Source organism: Asaia sp. As-1742 (assembly GCF_011753235.1).
Lineage (GTDB): Bacteria > Pseudomonadota > Alphaproteobacteria > Acetobacterales > Acetobacteraceae > Asaia > Asaia bogorensis_B.
This window is the reverse complement of record NZ_VWWA01000002.1, coordinates 44,123-70,776: the sequence shown is the minus strand read 5'-3', so window position 1 is coordinate 70,776 and position 26,654 is coordinate 44,123. Positions and strand designations below refer to the sequence as shown.

Sequence of the window (26,654 nt, the reverse complement as noted above, 5' to 3'; positions counted from 1 at the left end):
CGCCTCACGACAACGCCGGGGCCCCTCTTCCGGAATAGCAAGTTCACCCTGACGCCTTGCCCGACCAGCACAATCCAGAAAATCAGACGCAAAACCCACCGGACCAGCCGCGGCCCATGTCTCGCCAAGCTGTTCAATTGGCCTCTATATCCATCCGGTCCTGATCAGAAAGACGCGTATCATGCTGCTCTGATGGGAAAGTCCCGGAGATGCGTGGATAGTGCCACCCGTCTGATCCACAAGGATCAAATGACCCTCAGCCCCCCCCGACATCGGCCAGCGAGCCCACCAGCAGCGACGGCACCACAAGATTTTTTTGACGTTCAGGCCCGCCTGTCAGTACCCGACATCGCGCTGGACACAGGCAGGGATAACACCCTGATCGTAAAACGCCTGAAGGTTACGCGCCACAAGCTGCGATGCCGTTCCCGTCTGGGTCGGGGCAGAGATATGAGGCAGTACCGTCACCTTGGGATGACTCCACAACCAGTCGTCCTTCGGCAGAGGCTCACGTTCGAAAACATCAAGCACAGCATGCGACAGGTGCCCACGGTCAAGCGCCCTGCCCAGCGCCGCCTGATCGATAATTGGCCCCCGTGCAAAATTGATGAGTGATGCTCCCTCGCGCATCTGCCCGAAACGCCAGTCGTCAAGCAGCCCACGGGTTTGCGGCGTCAGGGGCAGAAGGACCACAACAATGGCACTTTGCCTCAACAAAGCCTCGAGCCCCAAAGGGCCGGATGTCATGGGAATATCCGCCGTTGCCCACGGCGTGCGGCTCCAGCCCGTCACAGGAAAGCCGTTTTCCTTCAATCTCTGCGCAGCCGCTCGCCCCAGATTCCCCATGCCCAGAATACCGACAGGGCGATCCTGCGGCAAAACGAGCGGATGCTGGCACCAGCGCGCCCTTGTCTGCTGCTCGCGATAAAGCGGCATGTCGCGATGCAGATAAAGCGTCCAGGCCAGCACCGCCTCTGACATCGTAAGCGCCAGCTGCGGATCAGTCATCCTGACAATGCGTATTGCCGGGTTCGGCATTTCCTCGACCAGCCGCTCGACCCCGGCCCACAGACTTTGCACCCATTCAAGCATGGGCAGATCGGACAGATCAGCGGGGTCCGGGTTGGCGACCACAGCCATACGCGCCGTACGTCGCTCTCCGTCTGTCAGGTCCTCAAACGGCATGACCCTTATATTGTTAAGGCAGGCATTGATCGACTCAAGGCTCTCCTGCCTCTCACGCGGCGTTATCCGCCCGCAAAAGGGCACTATGATGGTCATGACGCACGCACCTTTCTCCGAGCCGCTGGCGCAGCTTTCTTCTTCTTGACGGGTGCTTGCACCTCGACGGCACGAGGTGGCAGGAGCGGCCCGAGGAAACGCCCGGTGTGGCTCCCCTCGGTCGCTGCAATGACCTCCGGTGGCCCCTCGGCAACGATCCGTCCGCCACCATCACCGCCTTCCGGGCCAATATCAATCAGCCAGTCCGCTGTTTTGATCACGTCCAGATTATGTTCGATCACGAGAACGGTATTTCCCTGATCCACCAGCGCATGAAGCACATCCAGCAATTTGCGCACGTCCTCGGTGTGCAAACCTGTTGTGGGCTCATCCAGAATATAGAGCGTCCGTCCCGTCGCCCGACGTGCCAGTTCCTTTGACAGCTTGACACGCTGGGCCTCGCCACCCGAGAGCGTCGTCGCCTGCTGGCCCAGCGTGACATAGCCAAGCCCCACCTGCTGCAGGATCGCCAGCCTGTCACGAATACGCGGCACCGCATGGAAGAAGGGCAGAGCCTCATCCACCGTCATGGCCAGCACATCGGCAATCGATTTGCCGCGGAACTTCACATCCAGCGTCTCACGATTATAGCGCTGCCCCTTGCAGGTATCGCAGGTCACGAACACGTCGGGCAGAAAATGCATCTCGATCTTGAGCACACCATCACCCTGGCATGCCTCGCAACGCCCACCCTTGACGTTGAACGAAAAACGCCCTGGCTTGTACCCGCGCGCCTTGGCTTCCGGCAGTTCGGCAAACCAGTCGCGTATCGGCGTAAACAGATCCGTATAGGTCGCCGGGTTGGAGCGCGGCGTCCGTCCGATCGGGGACTGATCGATGTCGATGATCTTGTCGAGATGCTCCAGCCCCTCAAGCGCCCTGTACGGCAACGGCGACTGATTGGCCCCCATCAGCTCACGCGATAGCGCCTTGTAAAGCGTGTCGACCACAAGGGTCGATTTACCACCACCCGACACCCCGGTAACGGCCACAAAGCAACCCAGCGGGAAACGTGCCGTCACGTCATGCAGGTTGTTGCCGGACGCCCCCACAAGGGTCAGCATGCGGTCCCCATCGCAGACACGGCGCTTTTCCGGCACCGGGATCACGCGTCGGCCAGAGAGATAATCTCCTGTGATGCTGTTTTCGTTCTTCGCCACTTCCTCCGGGCGACCACAGGCCACGACTGTGCCGCCCAGCGCACCCGCCCCCGGCCCCATATCGATCAGCCAGTCGGCAGCCCGGATCGCGTCCTCGTCATGCTCGACCACAATAACCGTATTACCGAGCTTCTTCAGCCGGTCGAGCGTCCCAAGCAGGCGCTCATTGTCTCGCTGATGCAATCCGATAGAGGGTTCGTCGAGCACATAAAGTACCCCGGTCAGCCCCGATCCGATCTGGCTCGCAAGCCGGATACGCTGGCTTTCTCCACCCGAGAGCGTGGCCGAACCTCGTGAAAGAGTCAGATAATCGAGCCCCACATCATCCAGAAACCTCAACCGGTCGAGGATCTCACGCAGGATACGCCGCGCAATCTCGGCACGCTGCGGCGTCAGCGACGCCTCGACGCCCCCAAACCAGTCGAGTGCCCGCCGGATGGTCAGATCGGAGGCCTGCGCGATATTAAGGTGGTTCACACGTACGCAAAGCGCTTCAGGCTTCAGACGCGCACCATGGCAGGCATGACAGGGAACGTCGGACTGATAGCGTGACATTTCTTCACGCACCCACATGCTGTCCGTCTCGGCCAGACGACGCTGCAGGTTACGCATCACCCCCTCAAAAGGCTTGGTGAGTTCGTAAGCCCGCTTGCCATCCTTGTAGGTGAAAAGAACCGAGTCTTCGCTTCCCTCAAGCAACGCCTCGCGAAAATGCTCGCCGAGCTTTTTCCAGGGCGTTGTCATCTTCTCCCTGAAATGACGCGCCATCGCTTCCAGCGTCTGGTCGTACCAGGGCGTCTTGGCATCGCGCCAGGGGGCAATCGCCCCCTCGGCAAGAGACAGATTCTCGTCAGGCACGATCAGCCGCGCATCGAAATGCGTCTCTGTGCCTATCCCGTCGCATACCGGACAGGCACCCATCGGCGCATTGAACGAGAACAGGCGCGGCTCGATTTCCTCAAGCGTGAAGCCACTCACCGGGCAGGCAAACTTGGCCGAGAACACGATATGCTCGCTCGCGCCTTCTTCCCCGGCGCGACGCACCTGCTCGGCATACGCAACACCATCGGCAAGGCTCAGCGCTGTTTCGAAACTGTCAGCCAGACGCGTCTCAATACCCGGCTTCACCACCACGCGGTCGACCACAACCTCAACCGTATGACGCAGCTTGCGGTTCAGATGGGGGGCTTCTGCAATCTCATAGGTCTCGCCATCGACCTTCACACGCGTGAAGCCCTTGCGCTGAAGCTCGGCCAGCTCCTTGCGATACTCCCCCTTGCGATCGCGAATTACAGGGGCCAGCAGCATCAGCCGTGTACCCTCTTCCATCGCCATCACACGATCGACCATCTGGCTGACCGTCTGTGCCTCGATGGGCAGCCCTGTGGCTGGCGAATAGGGCACACCGGCACGCGCCCACAACAGGCGCATATAGTCATGGATCTCGGTAATCGTCCCGACAGTCGAACGCGGGTTTTTCGATGTGGTCTTCTGCTCGATCGAAATGGCAGGCGACAGCCCTTCAATCGAATCCACGTCCGGTTTGCCCATCAGTTCCAGAAACTGACGCGCATAGGCCGACAGACTTTCGACGTAACGCCGCTGCCCCTCAGCATAGATCGTATCAAAAGCGAGCGATGACTTGCCGGAGCCTGACAGTCCCGTGATCACCGTCAGCTGGTCCCTGGGAATATCGGCGTCGATATTCTTCAGATTATGCACGCGGGCACCGCGCACACGAATGGACTGGTTGTACGGCAGATCAGACATCAGCACCACGCAAGGCAGATTGGGGGACGGAAAGACGAGAACGTTTCGAGACCTATGTAGGATTGCCCCCCACAGGATTAAAGTCGGCAGCAATGCCGGCCGAGGCGTGACGCCAGCGCCGGGCTGGGCTAAGATGGCTCGATTTTCAGTATTTAGGGTCGGTCGCCATGGCAGGAAGTGTAAACAAAGTCATTCTGGTGGGAAATCTGGGCCGCGACCCGGAAACACGCAATGCCCAGTCCGGTGCCAAGATCGTCAACCTGACCGTTGCCACCTCCGAAAGCTGGAATGACCGCGCCTCCGGCGAGCGCAAGGAGCGCACCGAATGGCATCGCGTCGTGATCTTCAACGAGCGTCTGGCCGATGTCGCCGAGCGTTTTCTGCGCAAGGGCCGCAAGGTCTATGTGGAAGGCCAGCTCCAGACACGCAAATGGACCGATCAGGGCGGACAGGAGCGCTATACGACCGAAATCGTGCTTGACCGGTTCCGCGGTGAACTCACCCTGCTCGACAATAACCGGGATGGTGAGTCCGGTGGTGGCATGGGTGGCGGCTATGAAAGCGGTCCGGCCCGCGCCTATGGCGGCGGCAATGCCCCGGCTCGCAGCGGTGGCAATGGCATGAGCCAGTCTCCCTCGCGCAATCAGGGCGGCAATAACGGCGGTGGCTGGGACGCACCGGGTGGCGATCTGGACGACGAGATCCCGTTCTGATCGGCCCCTTTCCACGCCTTTCTCCCTGACCGACACAGCAACAAGACGGACCTGCCTTGACCGACCTGACGCCGCCAGCCGCCCCCTTTGACCAGATCCCGGTGACCATCGAGGAGGAAATGCGCTCCTCCTACCTCGCCTATGCCATGTCGGTCATTGTCTCGCGCGCGTTGCCGGATGTCCGTGACGGCCTCAAGCCGGTCCATCGCCGCATCCTTTACGCCATGCGTGAGAGCGGCTTCACCTCCGACAAGCCCTATCGCAAATCGGCCCGTGCGGTCGGTGATGTCATGGGTAAATACCACCCCCATGGCGACAGCTCGATCTATGACGCCATGGTGCGCATGGCCCAGTCCTGGTCGATGCGCGTCCGTCTCATCGATGGTCAGGGCAATTTCGGTTCGGTCGACGGCGACAGCCCGGCCGCCATGCGTTACACCGAAGCGCGCCTGGCCAAATCGGCGTCCTTCCTGCTCGACGATATCGACCGCGACACGGTCGATTTCCAGCCGAACTACGATGAAAGCGAAAGCGAACCCAAGGTTCTGCCTGCCGCCTTCCCCAATCTTCTGGTCAACGGTGCCTCCGGCATCGCCGTCGGCATGGCGACCAACATTCCGACGCACAACCCCGGCGAAGTCATCGACGCGACGCTTGCCCTGATCGAAAACCCCGAAGCCACACTCGATGATCTGATGAAGATCATCCCCGGCCCGGATTTCCCAACGGGTGGCATTATCATGGGCCGCCGTGGCATCCGTCAGGCCTTCGAGACGGGCCGTGGCTCCGTTCCCATGCGCGCCCGCGCCGAAATCGAAGATATCCGCAAGGATCGTCAGGCGATCATCGTCACCGAAATTCCCTATCAGGTGAACAAGGCAACGCTGCAGGAAAAGATCGCCGATCTCGTCCGCGCCAAGGAAATCGAGGGTATTTCCGACATCCGCGATGAAAGCGATCGCTCCGGCATGCGCATCGTGATCGAACTCAAGCGCGACGCAACGCCCGAAGTCGTGCTGAACCAGCTCTATCGCTTCACCCAGCTTCAGACCTCATTCAGCGTCAACTGCCTTGCCCTTGATGACGGCAAGCCCCGCACAATGGGGCTCAAGGACGTTCTGGAAGCCTTCATCCGCTTCCGTGAAGACGTCATCCTGCGCCGGTCGCGCTTTGACCTGAACAAGGTGCGTGATCGCGGGCATCTGCTGGTCGGCCTCGTCATCGCGGTCGCCAATATCGATGAGGTGATCGCTCTCATCCGCAGCGCCCCCGATGCCGCCACTGCACGCGAATCCCTGATGGCCCGCGCCTGGAACGCCGCCGATGTGCAGCCGCTCATCGAGCTGATCCATGACGAAGGCAATGTCATCGTCGATGGCAAGGTCCACCTGACTGAAGTGCAGGCCCGCGGTATTCTCGAACTGCGCCTGCAGCGCCTGACCGGTCTGGAGCGTGACAAGATCCAAGGCGAGCTGAGCGAGGTCGCCACCAAGATCAACGAACTGCTCGAAATCATCGGCAGCCATGTGCGTCGCATGGAAGTCATGCGTCACGAGCTGCTTCTGGCCCGCGCCGAAATCGCCACGCCGCGCATGACCGAAATTTCGGATGCGCTGGGCGACCAGTCGGATGAAAGCCTGATCGAACCCGGCCAGATGGTCGTCACCATCACGCGTGACGGCTTCATCAAACGCACACCACTCGAAATCTTCCGCGCCCAGAACCGTGGCGGCCGCGGCCGTACGGCCGCAGGGCGTCGCGGTGACGATGTCATCGTCAACAGCTTCAACGCCCATACCCATCAATGGGTCATGTTCTTCTCCTCGGGCGGCAAGGCCTATCGCGAGAAGGTATGGCGCCTGCCAGAGGCCTCCCCCACCGCCAAGGGTCGCGCTCTGGTCAATCTCCTGCCCGACCTCGGTACAGATTCGATCACGGCCATCCTCGCTTTGCCGCAGGAAGAGGAGCAGTGGGAAGACCTGCACCTCGTCTTTGCAACAGCCAGCGGCAATGTCCGACGTAATCGCCTGAGCGATTTCAAGAACATCCGCGCCTCCGGCCTGATCGCCATGAAGCTCGATGAGGGCGACAGCCTGGTGGGTGTCGCCACCTGCCGCGAGGGTCAGGATGTGTTCCTTGCCACACGCAAAGCCCGTTCGATCCGCTTCCAGATCACCGACGACACGCTGCGTGTTTTTGCTGGTCGTGACAGCTCCGGCGTACGCGGCATCCGCCTCGCCACCGGCGACGAGGTCAACTCGCTTTGCATCCTCAACCATGTCGATGCCAGCGTCGAGGAACGCTCTGCCTATCTGCGTGCGGCCAATGCCAAGCGCCGCGCTGAAGCCGCAGCCAATGCAGCTGGCAACGAGGAAGAGATCGAGGAAATCGCCTCTGACGATGCTGATGAAGCCATCGATGCCGGTGATCTGACGCAGGAGCGCTTTGACGAGCTCGCCGCTCAGGAAGAAATCCTGCTCACCGTTACCGATGCCGGCTTCGGTCGTCGCTCTTCCGCTTACGAATATCGTGTCAGCGGCCGTGGTGGTCAGGGTATCGCCAATATGACACTCACCAACCCCAAACGCGGCCGCGAGGTTGTTGCGACCCTGCCTACGCTTGATGGTACCGACGTCATGATGGTGACCGATGTCGGACGCCTCATCCGGGTGCCGGTCTCTCAGGTGCGTGTCATGGCCCGTCAGGCCAGCGGCGTTACCCTGTTCCGCGTCGGTGCAGAAGAGCGCGTCACCAGCATCTTCCCGGTTGCAGAATCCGAGGGCACGGATGCCGATGACGCCGAAACCTCACTTGAGGAATCGGATGCCGCGGCCTCCGGCGTGCCGGACACAGCCCCCTCAGAGGCTCCCTCATCCGAGGCCACTTCCTCTGGCGATACAACACCGGATGACAGTGCAAACTGACGCCTCTTCGAACGGTCAACGTGTCGGGTTTTATCCCGGCACGTTCGACCCGTTCACCCTGGGCCATCTCGATATCGCCCACCGTGCCCTGAATCTCGTCGATCACCTCGTCATCGGCGTGGCACTCAACCCCGGCAAGGCGCCACGTCTTTCGATTGACGAACGCTGCGCCTGTATCACCGAGACCTTTGCCCTTGAGGGCATCACGCAGGTCAGCGTGGTTGCCTTCAGCACCCTCATGGTCGATGCCGCCCGTGCTCAAAAGGCGCGCTTCATTATTCGCGGGCTACGCTCCGAATCCGATCTGACCAGCGAAATGCCCATGGCGGCCATCAACCGGAATCTGGCCCCTGAACTCGAAACCATCTTTCTCACCGCACGTGAGGAGCATCGTCTGATCGCCTCCAGCCTCGTGCGCGAGCTTCTGGCCTATGGGGGCGATATACGCCCCTATGTGCCAGAGAATATTGCCCGGCATCTCTTGCCCAATGCGGCAGAGAAGCCGACATAGGCCGCGTGGCCTTTCAAGGCTCCGCAAACACAAGGATAGACATCAATGTCCGAGACCAATAACCGCCTCGTCATGAAGCTCAAGACCGGCGATGTCGTGATCGAACTCCGCCCCGACCTCGCTCCCCTGGCTGCCGAGCGCCTGCGCACCCTCTCCGAGCAGGGCTTTTATGACGGCGTGAAGTTCCATCGCGTCATCGAAGGCTTCATGGCTCAGGGTGGCGACCCGACCGGCACCGGCTCGGGCGGCAGCGACCTGCCTGACCTCAAGGCCGAATTCACGCGTGAAGCCAAGTTCGAGCGCGGCACGCTGGGCATGGCCCGCACGATGAACCCGAACTCGGCCAACAGCCAGTTCTTCATCATGTTCCAGCCCACCCCCTCGCTTGATGGCCAGTACACCATCGCCGGCCAGGTCGTGTCGGGCATGGAGCATATCGACCAGGTCAAGCGCGGCGCTGGCGCCTCGGGTATGGTCAAGGACCCCGATGCCATCATCTCCATGCGTCCTGAAGCCTGATCAAGGACGTGACGGCTGTAAAAGCCGCATGAAAACCGACTGAGCCCGATTCAGTCGGTTGACGGCCTCTGGCTCATATTGTAGCCAGACGCCTCATGTGAACCGGTAGCTCAGCCGGTAGAGCATTCGACTTTTAATCGAATGGTCGTGGGTTCGAGTCCCACCCGGTTCACCACTCCCCATAGAAATAGTGTCATTGGCAAAGCGCCCTATTGCGGCGAATTGCGATACCCGTGCAGCTCAAGTCTGCGCCATTGGGGCACTCCTGCGCCAACAAGAGTCCGATGAATCGTGACAATTGCGTCACATGATCACACCCTCTATCGGCTGGCCCTATGATCCGCATATTCAGAATAAAACACGGCGTATAGACTGCGAGAAAATAAACGAGAACTCCCTGTTGGAGCCATTATCTTGCGTTATATACGGCGTGTTATCCCGATGTTCGCTCTATTTCTATGGGGGTCGGCTGATTACACAGCCGCCGCCACGTCTCTCCCGCCGGGCCCGGCTATTCTCGGTTTTGATCGGGATCTGATCTTTCGGGATAATCAGACAAACACTACCTATATCAGCATCCGCGACAGCCATGGAATCAATGACGCGATGGAAGCAGGCGACAGATCCCGCCTTGAAAGTCTCCGCGCGGTAGTCGCCTCAGCGCAAAATGCCCCGTCGATACGCAAGATGATGATCGCGCTGTGTGATGCCGCAATGGCGCGCGTAGACGGCGATTTCGCCCATTCATCCAATATCATCCTGCAAGCTCTTCATGAGGCCGGGAAATTCGGGGACCTTTCCCAGACGATCAATCCCATCCAGATCATGCTGCGCAACATCCATATCGGCAATCTGATGTTGATGGGCCGCGTCCGTGACTGGGCCGAGGAAACAGAGAACCTTCAAACCGGCTTCTATGCGCCTGTCAGAGCCTACTATAATATTCCTGACCTCGAATTTCGGAATATGGACTTCCTCAAGCTTTCCGTACCGGCCCGTGCAATTCCAGATTCGACCCTTGAAGGGCCACCATCGGATTCTGTCGATCTGGACCCGTCCGAGAGCCAGTTCGAGGATCAGACTGCAATTTCAGCAGAGGCAACCGTACTGATCGATGGCTCGCCTGCGACAGCCACTTTCGGCACCGCGACTGTCATTGGCTCCGTCCCGTTTTCCTTGCAACGGGATCATCACTGGCCTGTCATTGGCCGTCTGGCTGGAAGCAAGGATTCATCACCCGACCCACGCACTGAGGCAGTCGTTCTCATCCCCTCCATCAAGATCGGACAGACTGTCCTGACAAACCAGATCATGACAGTGACCCACTCGGAGACGGTGCTGATCGGGCTGCAACAACTGAGCCGTCTGCGTCACCTGACGATGACCAGCCGTCGCCTCAGCTTTGGGGCCTCAGCACCGATTTCCTGCAATCTGAGGCCTGTCGTCAGTAGCTTCAGATCAGGGGTCAGCATGTTTCTTTTGTTTCCCGTATCCTATGCCCGAGGCGATACACAGGCAATTATCGGGACTGAAGACAATGCTCCCGATCTCCTGACTGTCAACATCACCAGCTTCTCCGGCAAAATGGCGCATCGCAGCAGAACGGAATATCTCGGCACAGCCTATGGTCAACGCGCCCATGAGACGTTCACGCAAAACGACACTATCGAAGTCGCCGGGAAAAGCCTGCGCTCGAGCGTGAGATACCAGATCGGCGACCCGGCCGACCGGCCTGTTATCTCAATGGCAGCTCTCAAGACGCTGAGTTTCTCCCTTGATCTGCCCGAGAGCATGGCCTGCCTGCGCTAAGCAATCATTCCCCCTGCCAGAAGGCAGGGGGAAAACGCCTCCCCTTGGCAAACCCTGAAAGACCGGACGCGGCCGACATCCTGTTCTACCGCTTCGCAACCCGCCTCACTCATGCGTCTAAACGGGATTTCTGAACATGCGCCTGTCTCGACTGCTTCTTCTCACGACCACAATAGCGGCGCCTCTGCTCTTTCCTGCTTACACCGCCCGCGCTGATCACTCGCCACCAGGGACGGCAAAAGGGCCAGTAGATTTCTTTGAGCCAGACCTGCTGAGCATCGACAGGCGAGGCAGGACGACACTCGCCGCAAGCGATACCCGAGGTATTCTCTCCGCTCTTGAAGCAGGAGATACCGGCCGACTGATCGCAATAAGAAATTCCCTCGAAAAAGCTCCGGGCCCTGAACCGGCTTTCAATGTGATGTTGCTCGCCCTGTGCGATGCCGCCATGGCCCGGACGCAGGGTGACCTCTTCCGGGCCGATCACATTATCCAGGACGCTTTGCGCCGTGCAGCGCCGTGGAGCAACCCGGCCCAAAGCGTTAACCCGTTCAATTTCATGCTGGCCACATTCCTGACTGGCGATCTGCTTCTGGAAAACCGCCTTCCCGCATGGGCGGGCGGAAAACTCTTTATCGACCGCGCCTTTCGTGCGCCCCTCATTGCCTATTACGACAAACCCGGCCTTGTTCTCACGGACCTCGATCAGGTCACGCTAACAGTTCCGGAGTCAGGCATACTCCCGATCGAGGTCAAAGGGCCACGCAGCGATCAGGTCTCTTTCAATCCATTCCAGACACTGATCGATGGTGTGACAACGGCAACGGCCGGCACAATGATCGATCTGGACGGGAGTCCGGTCCATGCAATCATCAACACAGGCAGTGTCCTGGGCGCTGTACCGCAGGCTATGCAGCGCAGTCATCACTGGCCGGTAGTTGGCACTGTCTCATCACTGCGCGACGATACGATACAGGCCGAAAAAGCCGACCTCGTGCAGGTCCCGAGCCTGACACTTGGTCATACAGTCTTTCGCAACCAACTCATGATCGTCGCGAAAACCAGCCACGCCGTTATTGGCCTCCAGTCGCTCGGGGTGCTGATCCATGTTGTCATGACGGATCACGGCATGAGTTTCGGCCCGGATGCTCCGTTTTCCTGTCATCGTCAGGCTTCACTTCAGTCGGATATCGGGGGGCTCGATGCCGCGTTCCTCCTTCCAGTCTCCTATGACGGCCAGCAACGCATGGCTGCCCTGATGACAGGAGACAACTCCCCTGAGCCGCTCGTCATCCAGCGTCCCACGCTCCCCACTCAAGCCGGTATGAAGGCCACGCAAAAATTCGAGACCGCTACCGGCATGATCCGTGAAAGTGCGATCCTGCGCAGCACTGCCCTGCGCCTGGATCATCACGATGTGCAGGCCCGCATACGCTATCGAGTCGGGGATTCCACAAAACCCCCAATACTGACCATGTCCGCCCTCGAAGGCGCGAAGCTCTCTTTCGACCTGCATCAGGGTGTTGCCTGCCTGGACTGACTACGCTGCCGTCAAATCGGAAGTTCAAGATCCGCCTTTACCTCCTCCATAACTGTATAGGTGTGTGTCTGCCTCACGCCGGGCAGACGTGTAAGCGTCTTGCCCAGAAAGGCACGATACGCATTCATGTCCCGCACCCGTGCCTTCACCAGATAATCGAACCCACCCGCCACCATGTAGCATTCGCTTACCTGCGGTATGGCCCGCACGGCTTTCGCAAATGAGTCGAAAATATCGGCACTCGTGCGATCCAGCGTCACCTGCACAAAGACCAGCAATCCAAGATTGACAGTCTCGGGGTCCAGACGCGCCATGTAATTCCTGATCACCCCGGAATGCTCGAGTTTGCGGACGCGCTCAAGCGTCGCAGCAGGGCTGAGGTTCACCAGCCTTGCGAGCTCCACATTGGTCATACGGCCGTCCTTCTGGAGAATTCTCAGAATCCTGCGATCAATCTCATCCAATGCCACTACCAACCCCCGAATGATATTCGGTGAAATTCCCTAAAGAAGAATAATATATGGCCCTATCCCCATTCTTCCATAACTCATTTGGCGCAAATCACCATAAGGGATCATAAACAACCAGCAACGATATGGCCTGTGATGAACGCACCCTTTGCCGCCTTCCGCACGATCGCTCCCGAACGTTCCGCCTTGCGTCAGGCAATCACCGACCATACGCGTGCCCCAGAGCCCGAACGCGTGGCAGCATTGTCCATTGAGGCAACACTTACACCTGCACAGGAAGCTGCTTCGCGTGCCACGGCCCGCAAACTGGTCGAGGCGCTGCGCCGCAATGGCACACCTGGGCTCGTGCAGGGCCTTATCAGGGAATATGACCTGTCCTCGCAGGAAGGCGTCGCCCTGATGTGCCTCGCCGAGGCCCTGCTGCGCATCCCCGATACCGCAACACGTGACGCCTTGATTCGCGACAAGATCGCCAAGGGCCATTGGCAGGGCCATATCCGCAAGGGAACGCCACTTTTCGTCAACGCTGCCACCTGGGGGCTGATCGTCTCGGGTGGTTTTCTTTCAACCACACAAGCCAGACGCCTGCCGCAGACACTCGACACCCTGCTCAAGCGCTGCGGCGAGCCTGTCATCCGTCGCGGTGTCGATATGGCCATGCGTCTGATGGGTGAGCAGTTCGTCACCGGACAGACCATCACCGAGGCCCTCAAAAACGGGCGCAAGCTGGAAGAAAAAGGCTACCGCTACTCCTACGACATGCTCGGCGAAGCCGCGATGACGGCGGAGGATGCCGCGCGATATTACCGCGACTATGAAACCGCCATTCATGCAATCGGCAAGGCTTCCAATGGTCTGGGCGTCTATCGTGGCCCAGGCATCTCCATCAAACTATCCGCCCTGCACCCACGCTATACCCGCCTTCAGCGCGATCGCGTCATGGCGGAGCTTCTGCCAAGCGTCACGAAACTGGCCCACCTCGCCTGCGCCTATGACATTGGCTTCAATATCGACGCCGAGGAGGCCGATCGCCTTGAACTCTCTCTCGATCTGCTCGAAGCCCTCTGTGCAGATGAAGCCCTGAAAGACTGGAAAGGCATCGGCTTCGTCGTTCAGGCTTATCAGAAGCGCGCGCCCTTCGTGCTGGACTGGGTGATCGACCTCGCCCGCCGCAGCGGCCACCGCCTCATGGTCCGACTGGTCAAGGGTGCGTACTGGGACAGCGAGATCAAGCGTGCCCAGACCGATGGGCAAAGCGATTTCCCGGTCTACACGCGCAAGATCCACACCGATATTGCTTACCTCGCCTGCGCCAGAAAACTGCTGGATGCACCCGATGCCATCTTCCCGCAATTTGCCACGCACAATGCCCAGACGCTCGCCAGCATACACGCCTATGCCGGGCCGGAATTTTCCATCGAGAAATACGAGTTCCAGTGCCTGCATGGCATGGGCGAAGGGCTGTATAATGAAGTCGTCGGCCCTCAGAAGCTCGATCGCCCGGTACGCATCTACGCGCCGGTTGGCACGCATGAGACACTTCTGGCCTATCTCGTCCGGCGCCTGCTCGAAAACGGGGCCAACTCTTCCTTCATCAACCGCATCCAGGATCCGACGATTCCCGTTGAGGCGCTGATCACAAGCCCTGTTACCCTGGCAGAAAAGGAAGCCTCCCGCTTCACCGTCGCCCTGCCTCCCGCCCTGTATGGCGCTGAGCGGCAGAATTCACGCGGTCTCGACCTGTCTGATGAGAACACTCTACGCGATCTTGCCGCGGTCTTCACGGCCATACCGGCTCCGGTCGCTTCCGAAGGCGAAGCCATCATAAATCCCGCCAGCACCACGGAGATCGTCGGCCATATTGCCTTTCTCTCCCCGCAAGCCATTGATGAGGCCCTGACACGCGCGGCAAGCGCCTTCCCCAGCTGGCGCGACACAGGTGCCGCGCAGCGCGCAGCTCTTCTGGAAAAGACAGCCGAGGCGCTGGAAACCGAAACACCGCGCCTCATGGCCCTCATCATACGTGAAGCCGGCAAGACACTGGCCAATGCTGTGGCCGAGATACGCGAAGCCGTCGATTTCCTGCGTTATTACGCTGCCCAGGCACACCATCTTGGCTCTGCTGCCCAGCCCTTGGGGCCCGTGGCCTGCATCAGCCCATGGAATTTCCCGCTGGCTATTTTTGTCGGGCAGGTTGCCGCCGCTCTGGCTGTTGGCAACACCGTGCTGGCCAAACCTGCCGAAGAGACCCCTCTCATCGCACAGGAAGCTGTCCGTCTGATGCATGCATCCGGCATACCGCAGGATGTCATCCAGCTCATCCCGGGCGATGGTCGCGCGGGCGCACAACTTGTCGCCAATCCGGGAATACGCGCCGTGCTCTTTACCGGCTCGACCGATGTCGCCCGCCTGATCCAGAAGCAGCTCGCAGATCGCCTCAACCCGGATGGGACATCCATTCCCTTCATCGCCGAGACTGGCGGACAGAACGCGCTTATCGTCGACAGCTCAGCCCTGACAGAACAGGTCGTGACCGATGTGCTGGCCTCGGCTTTTGACAGCGCTGGCCAGCGATGCAGCGCCCTGCGTCTGCTCTGTATCCAGGAAGAAAGTGCAGACCGCCTGCTGACCATGCTCAAGGGCGCCATGAAGGAGCTGCGGACTGGTACGCCCGAAAAGCCGGAGACCGATATCGGCCCGGTGATCAGCGCAGAGGCTCACGCCATGATCTCGGCGCATATCGACGCGTTCCGAGCAAAAGGACATGATGTCTTTCAGACAACCACGACCCCCGAAGCGCAGAGCGGCACCTTTGTCCCCCCCACCCTTATCGAGATCGGCGCTGTCTCCGATCTGGAGAGGGAGGTTTTCGGTCCCGTTCTGCATGTCCTGCGCTATCGGCGCGAAGCGCTGCCCGACGTCATGGCCGCCATCAATAGCACGGGATACGCTCTGACCTTCGGTGTTCATTCGCGTATCGATGATACGATAGAAACCCTGAAAACCCAGAGCCATGCGGGGAATATCTATATCAACCGCAATCTGGTCGGGGCCGTCGTGGGTGTGCAGCCCTTCGGTGGCCACGGACTTTCAGGCACAGGTCCCAAAGCAGGTGGCCCTCTCTATCTGCGCCGACTACTCGCTGAGCGTCCGGCATTTTCGCCGGCTTTCCTGCATAACCTCCCTGCCGAAGCCAGGCTCTTCGCTGACTGGGTCGCCACGACGCTTCCCACGATAACGCTGCCCACCTGCAACAACACCCCCCTCGGCACATCCCTCTCGCTCACTGGCCCCGTGGGTGAAACCAACACATACTCCCTCGCCCCCCGAGGCACGGTGTTTTGTGCAGGCCCTACAACAGCAGATTTATGTGCTCAAATTCTGGCGGCATTGGCTGCAGGCAATCGCTGCGCCATTCCTGCGACGCTGCTACGCGCGCTGCCAGAACGCCCCCCCGGCCTGGAAGCCGCAGTGTTCCCCTTGCAAGACAATACGCTCATCGATGTCGCGCTGGGCAATGGCGATTCATCGTTCACAGCGGACCTGCTCCAGAATCTCGCCTCCCGCAACGGCCAGATCGTCTCCCTTCATGGGCCCGACGCGTCAGGCAGCTATCCTCTCGAATGGCTGGTGCTCGAATATGCCTGCAGCACCAACACCACCGCCGCAGGTGGTAACGCTGCGCTCATGGCGCAGGTCTGACAATGAGTCCGTCGCAGGGATAAACCAGTCCCTGCGGCGGTTCAGAGTGCGCCCATGATCAAAGAGGCAACCCTCTCGGGAAAAACGATTTCGGCATCATGCGGTACGGCTTCGCTGTGATAGTGCCAACCCGACTGCGCTCTCGCGTAGGCGCGGCTGGGCTCGATCGACCCTAAAGCCGGATTTTCATAGGCAATATAGGTAACAGACAGCCCCGTTCCGGCTGGCTGCTCCAGGCGTGCTGGCGTCTCATAAGTGCCTACGGGATGAGGGCGCAGATGCCGCATGAACCACGCTTTTCGATCAGCATCAGGCAGAAACACAGCATTTTCAGGGGGTACTGGAAAGGCAACATCTGCCCCACCGACACGGGCGCGCTCGCGCCGTATCGCTGCCATTCCCCTCGGTAGAATATCAAAGGCAGAGAGTCCCGGTTGTGCGATCAGGGCATCCAGATAGATGAGCTTCGCAATACGATCCCTCATCCGGTCAGCCACGCAGCTGACTACCATTCCGCCATAAGAGTGCCCCACGAGCGCGAAACGCGGCAGATCGAGCATGTCGACGACACTCAGTATATCCTCGATATGCGTCTCAAGTGTAATCTCGCGTGAGAGAAGATGCGCCCGATCGCCTGTGCCGGTCAGAGTTGGCGTGATGACCTGATGGCCCGCATGCTGCAGAAAAGGCGCTACATAACGCCAGATCCAGCCACCACAATGCAGACCATGCACCAGAACGATCGGCACTTTGGGTTCGGCCGCGGCAGCATCTGAAACCATACTCAACCCTGTCACAAACGGAATGACTGCAAGAACATCTCGACGCTGCATGAACGTGAGCCCTCTCTATGGCCCCATCCGGGTTTAATACTTTGTCATGAGTTATTTCGCGGAAACAAGACCATGGGCCATTTCTGCCGAGGATTTGATTATCCTGTGTTTGGGTTGCGCTGATGGCAGTGTTCGTGCCTGTTATGAGGCGGTGGGCGTTTTTGACGCGGGATCAGGGGTTTTGCGTGGCTGCGAACGGAGCGAGCCCTACGCGCGCGTATAAACGCGTATTCTCTGTGAGAGAGCTACGCTGTGTCTGGATTGTGTATTGGGGGGGTATTTTGGTTGCGGGGGCAGGATTCGCTCTCAAATTGCAGCAATCGCAAGTTGAGAGTAAAGCGGAATTAGATAACTGTTTTAAGAGGCTTTTTTATGCCTGTGCCTGACCTCCCACAACATTAATAAGCCCGGCTCTTGCTAAAACAAACAAGGTTTCTTCGTTGAGAGCCACGATCATGCTTGCTGAAGCCCTCATACGGACTGCGCATCGGCGACCACGCGTGGCTAACAGCCGACATGTCCTTTCGAAACAGAGGTCATCTTACTCCGAGACGGAGAGAGCCTGTATAGTTTGTTGGCAAGTTCAACATGACTATCCGATGTACTGCAACATGCTTCAATAAGCGATGCAGACCTTACCGATATGCTCTCCCGCCTTGAGGTAATTCAACGCTGCTGCGCTTTCGTTAAAAGAAAATACCCGATCAACGGACGGTATGATCGCCTTGCACTCGAACCAGGTCAGCATAGCTTCCAGCATTGTGCGTGAGCCGGTTTCAATCCCGTCCAGCCGCAGATTACGCTGGAAGATCTCTGCCAGATTGATCGTAGCCTGCAATCCGCCAACCAGTCCCACAATGGCGACGGCGCCTCCCATCGCAGTTGCCCGAATGGACTCGTTTAACGAACTGGCACCCCCGATGTCGATCGCAAGGTCCACACCTCGTCCTTGAGTTATAGAGACGACCTGATCGGCCCAGGCAGTATCGTCGCAATAATTGACTCCAGCATAGGCCCCCAGTGTTTTCATCTGATCAATCTTGTCGTTTGAACTGGACGTGACGATTACCCGAGCGCTGGCAGCAAGACCGATCTGCAAGGCAAATAACGACACGCCGCCTGTCCCGCCCACGAGGATGGTCGCATCCGGGCGCAGGGCATCCGCCCGCGTGATCGCATGCCAGGCGGTCAGCGCCGCTGTCGGCAGAGTGGCAGCCTGCACATCCGACAGGTAGCGTGGCGCCAGTACAAGTCCCTCGGCGTCCAGCACCAGCTGTTCTGCCAGCACGCCGTCAGCAGCAGGGCCGCCAAGACCGCCGGTGCGCTTTTCTGGCGTAAGTGGACCGTTGATCCATTTTGGCAGGATCGTGGTCATGACACGGTCGCCCGGCGTGAACCGCGTAACGCCATCGCCGACCATCAACACGTCACCAACACCGTCGGAACCCGGCACACGCCCGGCAGGGGGCATCCAGCGGTCACATCCCGTGACAACCATCAGGTCGCGAAAATTCAGTGACACTGCCTTCATGCGGATCAGGACTTGCCCCGGACCGGGCTGACCGGGATCGGGTCGCTCAACAGGGGTCAGTTCGTTGAGGTTATAGCTGGCGGGCACTTCAATCTGGCGCATCGGAATCTCCGCAGAGGTTGGAGCATGGTCAGATTATAAAAGGTGACCGTTCCGTCGTGGATACATGATCAACGGTAGATTGTGTGATATTCCTTCTATAAATAGGTGGATATATCAAATCTCTATTATTAGATGAGGTCGTTATTTTGGATCGTCTTGACCGAAAAATCGTCACCCTGTTGTCCGAACGCGCCCGGATCTCACTCAAAGAACTGGCCGGAATCGTCGGCCTTGCCTCACCGACGGTTGCAGAGCGAGTGAAACGCCTGGAAGAGCGCGGTTTCATCCGTGGCTACACCGCCGTGCTGGATGCGCGCAAACTCGGATTTCCGCTGCAGGCCCTGGTGCGGATCAATCCGTTGCCCGGAACCCTGCATGAAGTCCAGAAGATGATCCAGGATACACCGGAATTCGTTGAGTGCGATCGCGTCACAGGTGAGGATTGTTTCGTCGGCCGGCTTTATATCCGCACCATCGAGGAACTGGATGCCATCCTCGACCGCTTTCATGACAAGGCCCGCACCAATACAGCCATTGTCAAAGGACAGCCCGTTGCGCGACGTTTGCCGCCTTTGGGACGCGACGACGGAGCGTGATGATGCACTGTTCCACCTATCTCCCAAGCGAATTCTTTCGGTACGTTAAGGAGTTTCCAATAACTAACCTTCTGTTTTCCAATCTTTAAGCATCATCTGTAATGACGTGTCATTTCAACGCGGACCAGAATTTTCTTCCCTTTAATCCGTTGATGCTTCAAGGCAGACAGGCTTGTTGGCAGATCATCGAACGCAATGACGACATGCGGCTGGAGGTCCAGGGTGCCGATCTGGACAGCCTCAAGAAGCTGCGCGCCTGCATGACGCCACTCCCGCCAGTCCTCCGCCGTCGCATGACCGTGGGCACTATTCAAAGCCACCTCATGCAACGATAACGCCGTCGTGAAGGGCGACAGAGGCGGCGCATCCAGCCGGTCCTGAATGCAGACAAGATGGCCATTATAGCCGATCAGCGGCGCCAGAGTGCGTGCATACGCCCCGCTCGTGGTGTCAAACGCGGCAAAAAGACGACGCGGCCCAAGAGCGTCCGTCAACTGACCGCACCAGCCACCGTCGCGATAGTCGAACACACCGGCAATGCCCAGCGCCAGAAGCCGTTCGCGATGGATGGGCGATGCCGTTGCCCAGACCCGCCACTTCCGGCGCAAGGCTAGTTGCGCCAGGATCAACGCCACGGCGCCACCCGCCCCGGTCACAAGCACGTCCCGGTTCGGCATATCCGGCACCTTGGTCAGCGCCTGCCATGCCGTCAATCCCGGACATGGAATTCCCGCAGCGCTCTCGTCACTGACACCTTGAGGAACGACCAGCGCGCAGTCGGCATCCACGGTCGTATAGCCCGCGAAGCTGCCCGGTTTGCCGATGGCCTGGTGATAGGCTACGCGTCCCCCGACCGGGACACTCACGCCGTCCCCGACCGCCGAGACGATCCCGACACCATCGACACCCGGCACATGCCCTGGTTTCCACTCAGCAGGACCTTGCGCAATGACCTTCCAGTCAACCGGATTGAGCGCGATCATGGTGTTTCGCACGAGTATTTCGCCTGGGCCTGGAGGCGCCACGACCTGTTCCACCAGTCGAAGTTGCTCAGGCTCACCCGGCTCCAACCACGTCCATGCATGGTACGTCGAAGTAAGCGATGTCATCATGATCGTTGCCTCTCGCGCTGCAAAAGCAGTGTCGGCTGCTCCCGGAACCGAACATTGCCTTTCAGGGAATATCCGCATTTCTCCGCTACTCTGCGGGATGCCGCGTTTTCCGGCGCCATGATGCAGACCGTGTGGTCCACACCGCGGTCGTCCATCCATCTCAATGCGGCCCGCAGCGCCTCGGTCGCAAATCCCTGGCCATGAGCCCAGGTCGCCAGAACCCACCCGGCTTCCGGAACAGCCCCCAGGGGTGGCTGAACAGGGCGCTTCAGATCGGCAAAACCGACATCGCCCACATAGCGTCCGTCCGCTTTGGTGCGGACACACCAATATCCGTACCCGAGAAGATCCCACAGGCCGCGATAACGGAGAAGGCGAAACCAGCTTTCCTGTTCTGATGAAGGAACGCCACTGATATGGCGGACGACATGCGGGTCGCTCCACATCTCGCGCAGGTCATCGAAGTCCGTAGCCTGATGGAGCGAGAGGCGCAACCGCTCGGTTTCGATCATCACGACCGCATTCCCGGATCATGACAATCCATCCGCACGCTATACCTCGATAATGCTTTTGCCGACATTGCGCCCTTCCAACATGCCGATGAAACCGGAAACGATATGATCGAATCCCCGCGTGACCGCCTCGACCGACCGGACGTCGCCGGCCTGCAGATGCGGCAGCAGGAAGGCTTCGAACTCCCCTTGCAGGTGACGGAAATTCCGCACGAGGAACCCGCGCACTGTCAGGCTCTTCCCCACGATATCGAAGAGATTTCGCGGCGCGGACGGCGGATCGGGGGAATTATATTGGGCGATGGCGCCGCACCAGGCAATCCGGCCGCCATCGTTCAACACATCGATGGCCGCTTCCTGATGCGCGCCTCCCACATTGTCGAAATACACGTCGATCCCGTCCGGTGCAGCGCGGCGAAGGAGCGTGCGAATATCACCGGTCTTGTAATTGAAGGCCGCGTCGAACCCGATCTCATCGATCAGGAAGGAGACTTTTTCCTCCGATCCCGCACTGCCGATCACCCGCTTCGCCCCAAGCAGACGTGCGATCTGCCCCGCCATGCTCCCCACGCCACCCGCCGCCGAGGAGATGAAGACCGTCTCACCCCCCTTCAGCCCGGCGATATGCTTCAACCCGACATAGGCGGTGAGCCCCGTTCCTCCGAGTCCGGCGAGAAATATGCTGGGCGACAGACCGGCATGGGGCGGCAGAACACGCGCGTCCGCACCGTCGATCACCGCGTGGGTCCGCCATCCCGCCCGATGGAACACCAGGGCGCCCTCCGGAACACTGGCATGGCGGCTTTTCAGGACACGACCAATCGCGCGGCCTTCCAGTGGGGCGTCCAGCGGCCAGACCACATCCATGAACTCGCGCATATAAGGGTCCACGGAGAGAAAAACATTCTCGACAAGGATCTTTCCTTCCCCGAGGTGCGACAGCGGGAGATCGACGAATGCGAAATCGTCCTCCTTCGGCAACCCGTCGGGACGACGCACGAGGTGGACGGCTCTCGCCCCAGTCACCTCGATCATCGTTCAAGACTTTCGTCCGTGGACACCACCGTCGCGTATGCAAAAGACAGCGCGGCCATATACGCGGCATGAACCTGCTTCGCCGGGACGTCTGTGCCATTGAACTCCAGATCACGCGTGGCGATCGCGTCTTGCACCACGGTGACGTCATATCCGAGATCCACCGCAGCGCGAACCGTCGCATCGATGCAGACATGGCTCATGGCGCCAAGGATCGTCAGTTTCCTGATGCCCTGCCCATCCAGAAGCGCCTTCAGTTCCGTATCCCTGAACGCGTTGGGATGATGTTTGAGCACAACCGGCTCTCCGTTCTCCGGTAGCACCCGTTCGTTGATCTGCGCGCCTATTGATCCAGGAGCAAAGAACGGTGCATCGCTGGTCTCAAACTCATGCCGAATATGGATGACCGGCGTTCCTGTCTCCCGGAACTGTGCAAGCACGCGCCCTGCGTTGGCAGCCGCCTTTTCGATCCCGACCAGCGGCCAGCGACCGCCGGGGAAATAGTCGTTCTGTAGGTCAACGATGATCAGCGCGTGATCGGACATGGCTCTTCTCCCCACTCGTGCAAACTGTTTCACACGACGCTAACGCCTTCCTGATCACGCCCCCACTGGCAGAAATGACAAAAACAGGGTCATATCCGACAAATGAACCGTCAGCCCCCACTGGACATTATCCTTGTCGCCTACCCAACCGCCCAAAAAGCAGCGCTTTACGGTCTGGCCGACCTGTTCAGTGTCGCGGACAAGCTGAGCCGCGACCGTCTGGGAAAAGCTGCTCCCGTCTTACGGGTTCGCTCCATGGATCTCGATCAGATCACAGGCCGCAGTCCGGATGGAACGACCGGAAACGCATCCCTGCCCGATGCTCCATCTGTCGTGATCATTCCCCCCAGCCTGACGGGACCGCCCGCCCCCGAGACTGTTCCGGACCTGCTGGCGTGGCTACGGGCCTGTCATGAAGGCGGCAGCATTCTGGCTTCCGTCTGTGCGGGAACATTTCTCCTCGCCGCCACCGGCCTGCTGGATGGAAGACCGGCCACCACGCACTGGAGCGCCGCCGCCAGACTCCAACAGGCTTTTCCCGCCATCAGGATCGATCCGGATCGCCTGCTGGTGGATGATGGTGACATCCTGACGGTTGGCGGCATCATGTCCTGGCCGGATCTTGCCTTGCGGCTGATCGAGAGACTACTCGGGCCTGCCGTCATGCTGGAGACGGCCCGTTATCTGCTGATTGATCCGCCCCGGCACGATCAGCGACAGTATCGACACTTCGCCCCCAACCTGACGCATGGCGACAGAGTCATCCTGAAAGTCCAGCACTGGCTGCGTACGGAACCTGCCCGAAACGCCACAGTCGCCGATATGACACTGATATCCGGACTGGAAGAACGGACTTTCCTGCGTCGGTTTTACAAGGCGACCTCTCTTACGCCACTCGCTTACCTGCAACATCTGAGGATAGAGAAAGGTCGCGATCTGCTGGAAACCACTTCCCTGCCACTGGACCAGATCGCGTGGGAGGTCGGATATCAGGACAGTGGGGCTTTCAGGAAAATCTTCACACGACTTATGGGACAGCCACCCGCAGACTATAGGAGGCGTATCAGTCCGGCGGGCGAGAGCCGGCAATAAAAACAATCCGATTTTTACTTATGATATGTTGATCACGACCTTGCCCATGCCGCGCGTTCCCGCAAAATAGTGATAGGCATCCCTCGCCTCATCGAAGGGGAAAACCCGATCAATCAGCGGGTGCAGACGATGTATCGTGAGAGCTGCGTTCATCGCCGCAAACATCTCACCTGATCCAACATTGACCCCTTCGAGCAACAGATTCCGCCGCATGATATTGGCGGGATCAATCTGACCGCCTGTCAGCACACCGATCAGGTGAATGGCTCCCCCAAAGCGGCAGGCCTGCATCGAGTGAGGCAACGTCCCTGCGCCCCCGACTTCGACGACATGGTCAACGCCGCCACGCTCCGCAATGACCAGCCCCCACTCCGGCTGATCGCGATAATTGAGCGTCTCCTGTGCGCCCATGTCACGCATCCGCGCGAGTTTGTCGTCGTCAGAGGACGTGGCGATCACATGCGCGCCCGCCCGAACGGCAAACTGGAGCGCAAAGAGTGAGACGCCTCCCGAGCCAAGCAGCAGAACGCGCTGACCGGGCAGCAGCGTGCGCGCGCCACCAAACAGCGCATGCCAGGCTGTGAGGGCCGCACAGGGTAGCGTTGCCGCTTCCTGAAAGGTCAGGTGGTCTGGAATCTCGATCAGGCCATCCTCATCAAACAGGCGATATTCCGTCAGAACCCCATCAACCGGACCACCAAGCGCCGAGGCCGCCATCCGTTCTGATAGCGCACCGCCGGCCCAGTCCTGAAAGAACAGGCCCGCCACACGATCTCCCACCACATGTCGCGTCACGCCATCGCCAATGGCCACAACTTCTCCGGCACCATCGGAAAGCGGCACGAGATCGACTGTTTTGGCACGGGGCAACCGTCCTCTGGCAACGGTCAGATCCCGATAATTCAGCGATGCCGCGCGCATCCTGACCAGAACCTGCCCATAAGCAGGTGTAGGCATCTGCCTCTCCTGCTGGACCATATCGTCGATACTGCCCAGGATCGGAAACAGATAAGATTTCATGACGCCAGAGCCTCCCCGGTTTGTCGGATGCCATATCCGGGTCTGGACCGACGCGACACGCCACTGTCTTTACTGCACTCGTCGTCCGTCATAGCGCCAGCCTCCACCACCGCCTCATCAAATTTTCCTGACGATGGTATCCCGTGCCTGGATAATCTCGCCGTCCGCATCCCGCACGATCAACGGGGCCAGAGGTTTTCCCTCTGTCCGGTCGACCAGTTCCGAATGTGGTTCCCCGGGTCTGTAGCAGAACGCCTCTCCCCACTGCCTCAATGCGACAATGACCGGAAACAGCGCCTCTCCTTTTGGGGTCAGCACGTAGTCCTGCCAGGCACTACCGTCCGATGCCGACGTCACTGCAAGCACTCCCAGGGCAACAAGACCCTGCAAACGGCTGGCCAGAATCCCTTTGGATATTCCGAGACTTTTCTGGAATTCTCCGAAACGCCTTACGCCGTCGAAGGCGTCGCGTACGATTAGCAGCGACCACCAGTCGCCAATGCCATCCAGCGACCGGGCCACCGGGCATTCCGCATCGCTGAGGCTCACCCGCTTCACCATCCCACGTCCTCACATTTTCATATAGTTCTAAAATAGAACTGGACGACGCACGGTGCAATAGGTTCTATGATAGAACCTATTATGAGGTGCAACCGATGTCCTCTCCTTCTTCTGACGATTGCAACCGGCAGCGTCCGCTCACCGCCCCACTCATTCTGCTGCTGGCAACCGCCTGCGGACTGAGCGTTGCAAATGTCTATTACGCCGCCCCCATGCTTGACGAGATCGCCCATGATCTGGGTGTCGCCCAGGCCCTTATCGGCAGTATCATCACCGCAACGCAGGTCGGATACGGGCTCGGTCTGATCGGTATTGTGCCGCTGGGTGACCTGATACTCCCTGGGCGTCTTGTGCTCATTCAAGGGCTCACTGCGGCTACCGCGCTTGTTGCCGCTGCGCTGTCCCCCTCATGGGGATGGCTGCTTGGAAGTCTGTTTCTGGTCGGTCTTTCATCCGTCATCGTCCAGACGCTGGTCGCCTGCGCGGTCGGCTGGGCAGCACCTGCCGAGCGGGGACGGGTTGTCGGGCAGGTCACCAGCGGCGGCGTGATCGGAATCCTGTGCGCCCGGATCATTGCGGGCTTGCTCACGGATGCGATCGGCTGGCGGGCCGTCTATCTTGCGTCTGCCATTCTGACAGCGGGCATGACCCTGGCCCTGGCACGCATCCTGCCTCCCGAAAGGCGAAATGAGGCGTCGCTTTCCTATCCTGCCCTGGTTTTCTCGACCCTTTCGCTTTACCGGACCAATTCCGTCCTGCGCCGCCGCGGTATGCTGGCGTTTCTGATCTTTGCGATGTTCAACGTGCTCTGGGCACCCCTTGTTCTTCCACTCAGCACAGTTCCGTTCTCGCTTTCGCACACCGAAGTCGGACTGTTTGGCCTTGCAGGCGTGGCAGGAGCGCTGGGGGCCGGACGAGCCGGCATCTGGGCCGATCAGGGACACGCGCGCCGGACAACCATTCTGTCCTTTGTTCTGGCCCTGGTGGCGTGGGGCCTGATGGCCGCCCTGCCTTTCTCTCTGTGGTTTCTGATGGCTGGCATTCTCCTGCTGGATTTTGCCATTCAGGCGATCCATGTCACCAGTCAGAGCCTGATCTTTGCCTCGGACGCAGAGGCTCGCAGCCGTCTTGTCGGCGCCTATATGGTTTTCTATTCGCTTGGCAGCGCGTGCGGCGCCTTTGCTTCCACTCTGGTCTATGCACATGGAGGCTGGACCAGCGTCTGCCTGCTCGGGACAGGACTTGGCCTCGCAGGATTAACGCTGGCATATTTTGATAAGTCAGAAACCCGCTAGAAGACCAGATCGATCATCCCC

General features: G+C 59.4%; 21 protein-coding genes and 1 tRNA gene. 11 read left to right on the top strand and 11 right to left on the bottom strand.

Features of this window, described 5'->3' with window-relative positions; all coding sequences use genetic code 11:
* Window positions 1-336 precede the first annotated feature (336 nt).
* On the bottom strand, window positions 337-1,281 hold the full coding sequence (locus F3J08_RS03040; protein WP_166928398.1) for a glyoxylate/hydroxypyruvate reductase A: 945 nt from the start codon (window positions 1,279-1,281) through the stop codon (window positions 337-339).
* Window positions 1,278-4,211: an excinuclease ABC subunit UvrA gene (gene uvrA / locus F3J08_RS03035; RefSeq protein ID WP_166928397.1), complete on the bottom strand. Its 2,934-nt coding sequence runs from the start codon at window positions 4,209-4,211 to the stop codon at window positions 1,278-1,280. The genes F3J08_RS03040 and uvrA overlap by 4 nt, the downstream gene beginning before the upstream one ends.
* A 167-nt stretch (window positions 4,212-4,378) precedes the next feature.
* Here uvrA and ssb point away from each other — a divergent pair, with 167 nt between their 5' ends.
* From ssb to F3J08_RS03000, 7 genes are all read left to right on the top strand, one after another.
* Complete coding sequence (gene ssb, locus F3J08_RS03030; protein WP_166928396.1) at window positions 4,379-4,924, top strand: single-stranded DNA-binding protein; 546 nt, start codon at window positions 4,379-4,381, stop codon at window positions 4,922-4,924.
* A gap of 119 nt (window positions 4,925-5,043) precedes the next feature.
* Window positions 5,044-7,848, top strand: a complete 2,805-nt coding sequence (gene gyrA / locus F3J08_RS03025) for a DNA gyrase subunit A (RefSeq protein WP_240149137.1) — start codon at window positions 5,044-5,046, stop codon at window positions 7,846-7,848.
* Window positions 7,832-8,359 (top strand): pantetheine-phosphate adenylyltransferase, encoded by a 528-nt coding sequence (gene coaD, locus F3J08_RS03020; RefSeq protein ID WP_166928394.1) that lies wholly within the window; start codon window positions 7,832-7,834, stop codon window positions 8,357-8,359. Before gyrA ends, coaD begins: the two co-directional genes overlap by 17 nt.
* A gap of 45 nt (window positions 8,360-8,404) precedes the next feature.
* Window positions 8,405-8,878: a peptidylprolyl isomerase gene (locus tag F3J08_RS03015; RefSeq protein WP_062165407.1), complete on the top strand. Its 474-nt coding sequence runs from the start codon at window positions 8,405-8,407 to the stop codon at window positions 8,876-8,878.
* A 99-nt stretch (window positions 8,879-8,977) separates the two neighbouring features.
* A tRNA-Lys gene (locus F3J08_RS03010) sits at window positions 8,978-9,053 on the top strand.
* Window positions 9,054-9,319: 266 nt separating this feature from the next.
* On the top strand, window positions 9,320-10,687 hold the full coding sequence (locus F3J08_RS03005) for a hypothetical protein (RefSeq protein ID WP_166928393.1): 1,368 nt from the start codon (window positions 9,320-9,322) through the stop codon (window positions 10,685-10,687).
* A 136-nt stretch (window positions 10,688-10,823) separates the two neighbouring features.
* Entirely contained in the window at window positions 10,824-12,227 is a 1,404-nt protein-coding gene (locus tag F3J08_RS03000; protein WP_166928392.1) for a hypothetical protein, read from the top strand.
* An 11-nt stretch (window positions 12,228-12,238) separates the two neighbouring features.
* Here F3J08_RS03000 and F3J08_RS02995 read toward each other — a convergent pair whose 3' ends face one another.
* Complete coding sequence (locus F3J08_RS02995; protein WP_122040471.1) at window positions 12,239-12,691, bottom strand: Lrp/AsnC ligand binding domain-containing protein; 453 nt, start codon at window positions 12,689-12,691, stop codon at window positions 12,239-12,241.
* A 141-nt stretch (window positions 12,692-12,832) separates the two neighbouring features.
* On the opposite strand from F3J08_RS02995, the gene putA reads away from it, so the two are divergent.
* Window positions 12,833-16,399 (top strand): bifunctional proline dehydrogenase/L-glutamate gamma-semialdehyde dehydrogenase PutA, encoded by a 3,567-nt coding sequence (putA, locus tag F3J08_RS02990; RefSeq protein WP_166928391.1) that lies wholly within the window; start codon window positions 12,833-12,835, stop codon window positions 16,397-16,399.
* 41 nt (window positions 16,400-16,440) lie between these two features.
* On the opposite strand, the gene F3J08_RS02985 is transcribed toward putA, so the two are convergent.
* Both F3J08_RS02985 and F3J08_RS02980 read right to left on the bottom strand, forming a co-directional pair.
* Complete coding sequence (locus F3J08_RS02985; RefSeq protein ID WP_166928390.1) at window positions 16,441-17,232, bottom strand: alpha/beta fold hydrolase; 792 nt, start codon at window positions 17,230-17,232, stop codon at window positions 16,441-16,443.
* A 616-nt stretch (window positions 17,233-17,848) separates the two neighbouring features.
* On the bottom strand, window positions 17,849-18,865 hold the full coding sequence (locus F3J08_RS02980) for an NAD(P)-dependent alcohol dehydrogenase (protein WP_166928389.1): 1,017 nt from the start codon (window positions 18,863-18,865) through the stop codon (window positions 17,849-17,851).
* A 143-nt stretch (window positions 18,866-19,008) separates the two neighbouring features.
* On the opposite strand from F3J08_RS02980, the gene F3J08_RS02975 reads away from it, so the two are divergent.
* Window positions 19,009-19,461, top strand: a complete 453-nt coding sequence (locus F3J08_RS02975) for an Lrp/AsnC family transcriptional regulator (RefSeq protein WP_166928652.1) — start codon at window positions 19,009-19,011, stop codon at window positions 19,459-19,461.
* Window positions 19,462-19,553: 92 nt separating this feature from the next.
* Here the strand turns inward: F3J08_RS02975 and F3J08_RS02970 are convergent, their stop codons facing one another.
* The 4 genes from F3J08_RS02970 to F3J08_RS02955 are packed head-to-tail and all read right to left on the bottom strand — an operon-like array spanning window position 19,554 to window position 22,665.
* On the bottom strand, window positions 19,554-20,573 hold the full coding sequence (locus F3J08_RS02970) for a zinc-binding dehydrogenase (RefSeq protein WP_166928388.1): 1,020 nt from the start codon (window positions 20,571-20,573) through the stop codon (window positions 19,554-19,556).
* Window positions 20,570-21,085 (bottom strand): GNAT family N-acetyltransferase, encoded by a 516-nt coding sequence (locus F3J08_RS02965; RefSeq protein WP_166928651.1) that lies wholly within the window; start codon window positions 21,083-21,085, stop codon window positions 20,570-20,572. The genes F3J08_RS02970 and F3J08_RS02965 overlap by 4 nt, the downstream gene beginning before the upstream one ends.
* Window positions 21,086-21,124: 39 nt before the next feature.
* Window positions 21,125-22,120, bottom strand: a complete 996-nt coding sequence (locus F3J08_RS02960; RefSeq protein WP_166928387.1) for an NADP-dependent oxidoreductase — start codon at window positions 22,118-22,120, stop codon at window positions 21,125-21,127.
* Window positions 22,117-22,665 (bottom strand): cysteine hydrolase family protein, encoded by a 549-nt coding sequence (locus tag F3J08_RS02955; protein WP_166928386.1) that lies wholly within the window; start codon window positions 22,663-22,665, stop codon window positions 22,117-22,119. The genes F3J08_RS02960 and F3J08_RS02955 overlap by 4 nt, the downstream gene beginning before the upstream one ends.
* Window positions 22,666-22,767: 102 nt before the next feature.
* Here F3J08_RS02955 and F3J08_RS02950 point away from each other — a divergent pair, with 102 nt between their 5' ends.
* Window positions 22,768-23,757 carry a GlxA family transcriptional regulator gene (locus tag F3J08_RS02950; RefSeq protein ID WP_166928385.1) on the top strand — a complete coding sequence of 330 codons (990 nt, stop codon included), beginning with the start codon at window positions 22,768-22,770 and terminating at the stop codon, window positions 23,755-23,757.
* A gap of 18 nt (window positions 23,758-23,775) precedes the next feature.
* Here the strand turns inward: F3J08_RS02950 and F3J08_RS02945 are convergent, their stop codons facing one another.
* Window positions 23,776-24,777, bottom strand: a complete 1,002-nt coding sequence (locus F3J08_RS02945; RefSeq protein WP_166928384.1) for an NAD(P)-dependent alcohol dehydrogenase — start codon at window positions 24,775-24,777, stop codon at window positions 23,776-23,778.
* Between the two features lie 117 nt (window positions 24,778-24,894).
* Window positions 24,895-25,326: a winged helix-turn-helix transcriptional regulator gene (locus F3J08_RS02940; RefSeq protein ID WP_370458656.1), complete on the bottom strand. Its 432-nt coding sequence runs from the start codon at window positions 25,324-25,326 to the stop codon at window positions 24,895-24,897.
* 107 nt (window positions 25,327-25,433) lie between these two features.
* Here F3J08_RS02940 and F3J08_RS02935 point away from each other — a divergent pair, with 107 nt between their 5' ends.
* Window positions 25,434-26,633, top strand: coding sequence for an MFS transporter (locus tag F3J08_RS02935; RefSeq protein ID WP_166928382.1), 1,200 nt, complete (start codon window positions 25,434-25,436; stop codon window positions 26,631-26,633).
* Window positions 26,634-26,654: the final 21 nt, after the last annotated feature.

Excerpts from the sequence above, each read along its gene's own strand:
- F3J08_RS02980 (WP_166928389.1), bottom strand. The coding sequence starts at position 18,865 with ATGCGCCAGATTGAAGTGCCCGCCAGCTATAACCTCAACGAACTGACC.
- F3J08_RS02950 (WP_166928385.1), top strand. The coding sequence starts at position 22,768 with ATGAACCGTCAGCCCCCACTGGACATTATCCTTGTCGCCTACCCAACC.
- F3J08_RS03015 (WP_062165407.1), top strand. The coding sequence starts at position 8,405 with ATGTCCGAGACCAATAACCGCCTCGTCATGAAGCTCAAGACCGGCGAT.
- F3J08_RS03005 (WP_166928393.1), top strand. The coding sequence starts at position 9,320 with ATGTTCGCTCTATTTCTATGGGGGTCGGCTGATTACACAGCCGCCGCC.
- F3J08_RS02985 (WP_166928390.1), bottom strand. The coding sequence starts at position 17,232 with ATGCAGCGTCGAGATGTTCTTGCAGTCATTCCGTTTGTGACAGGGTTG.
- putA (WP_166928391.1), top strand. The coding sequence starts at position 12,833 with ATGAACGCACCCTTTGCCGCCTTCCGCACGATCGCTCCCGAACGTTCC.
- F3J08_RS03000 (WP_166928392.1), top strand. The coding sequence starts at position 10,824 with ATGCGCCTGTCTCGACTGCTTCTTCTCACGACCACAATAGCGGCGCCT.
- F3J08_RS02955 (WP_166928386.1), bottom strand. The coding sequence starts at position 22,665 with ATGTCCGATCACGCGCTGATCATCGTTGACCTACAGAACGACTATTTC.
- coaD (WP_166928394.1), top strand. The coding sequence starts at position 7,832 with ATGACAGTGCAAACTGACGCCTCTTCGAACGGTCAACGTGTCGGGTTT.
- uvrA (WP_166928397.1), bottom strand. The coding sequence starts at position 4,211 with ATGTCTGATCTGCCGTACAACCAGTCCATTCGTGTGCGCGGTGCCCGC.
- F3J08_RS02965 (WP_166928651.1), bottom strand. The coding sequence starts at position 21,085 with ATGATCGAAACCGAGCGGTTGCGCCTCTCGCTCCATCAGGCTACGGAC.
- F3J08_RS03040 (WP_166928398.1), bottom strand. The coding sequence starts at position 1,281 with ATGACCATCATAGTGCCCTTTTGCGGGCGGATAACGCCGCGTGAGAGG.
- F3J08_RS02945 (WP_166928384.1), bottom strand. The coding sequence starts at position 24,777 with ATGAAATCTTATCTGTTTCCGATCCTGGGCAGTATCGACGATATGGTC.
- F3J08_RS02960 (WP_166928387.1), bottom strand. The coding sequence starts at position 22,120 with ATGATCGAGGTGACTGGGGCGAGAGCCGTCCACCTCGTGCGTCGTCCC.
- F3J08_RS02935 (WP_166928382.1), top strand. The coding sequence starts at position 25,434 with ATGTCCTCTCCTTCTTCTGACGATTGCAACCGGCAGCGTCCGCTCACC.
- F3J08_RS02970 (WP_166928388.1), bottom strand. The coding sequence starts at position 20,573 with ATGATGACATCGCTTACTTCGACGTACCATGCATGGACGTGGTTGGAG.
- ssb (WP_166928396.1), top strand. The coding sequence starts at position 4,379 with ATGGCAGGAAGTGTAAACAAAGTCATTCTGGTGGGAAATCTGGGCCGC.
- gyrA (WP_240149137.1), top strand. The coding sequence starts at position 5,044 with ATGCGCTCCTCCTACCTCGCCTATGCCATGTCGGTCATTGTCTCGCGC.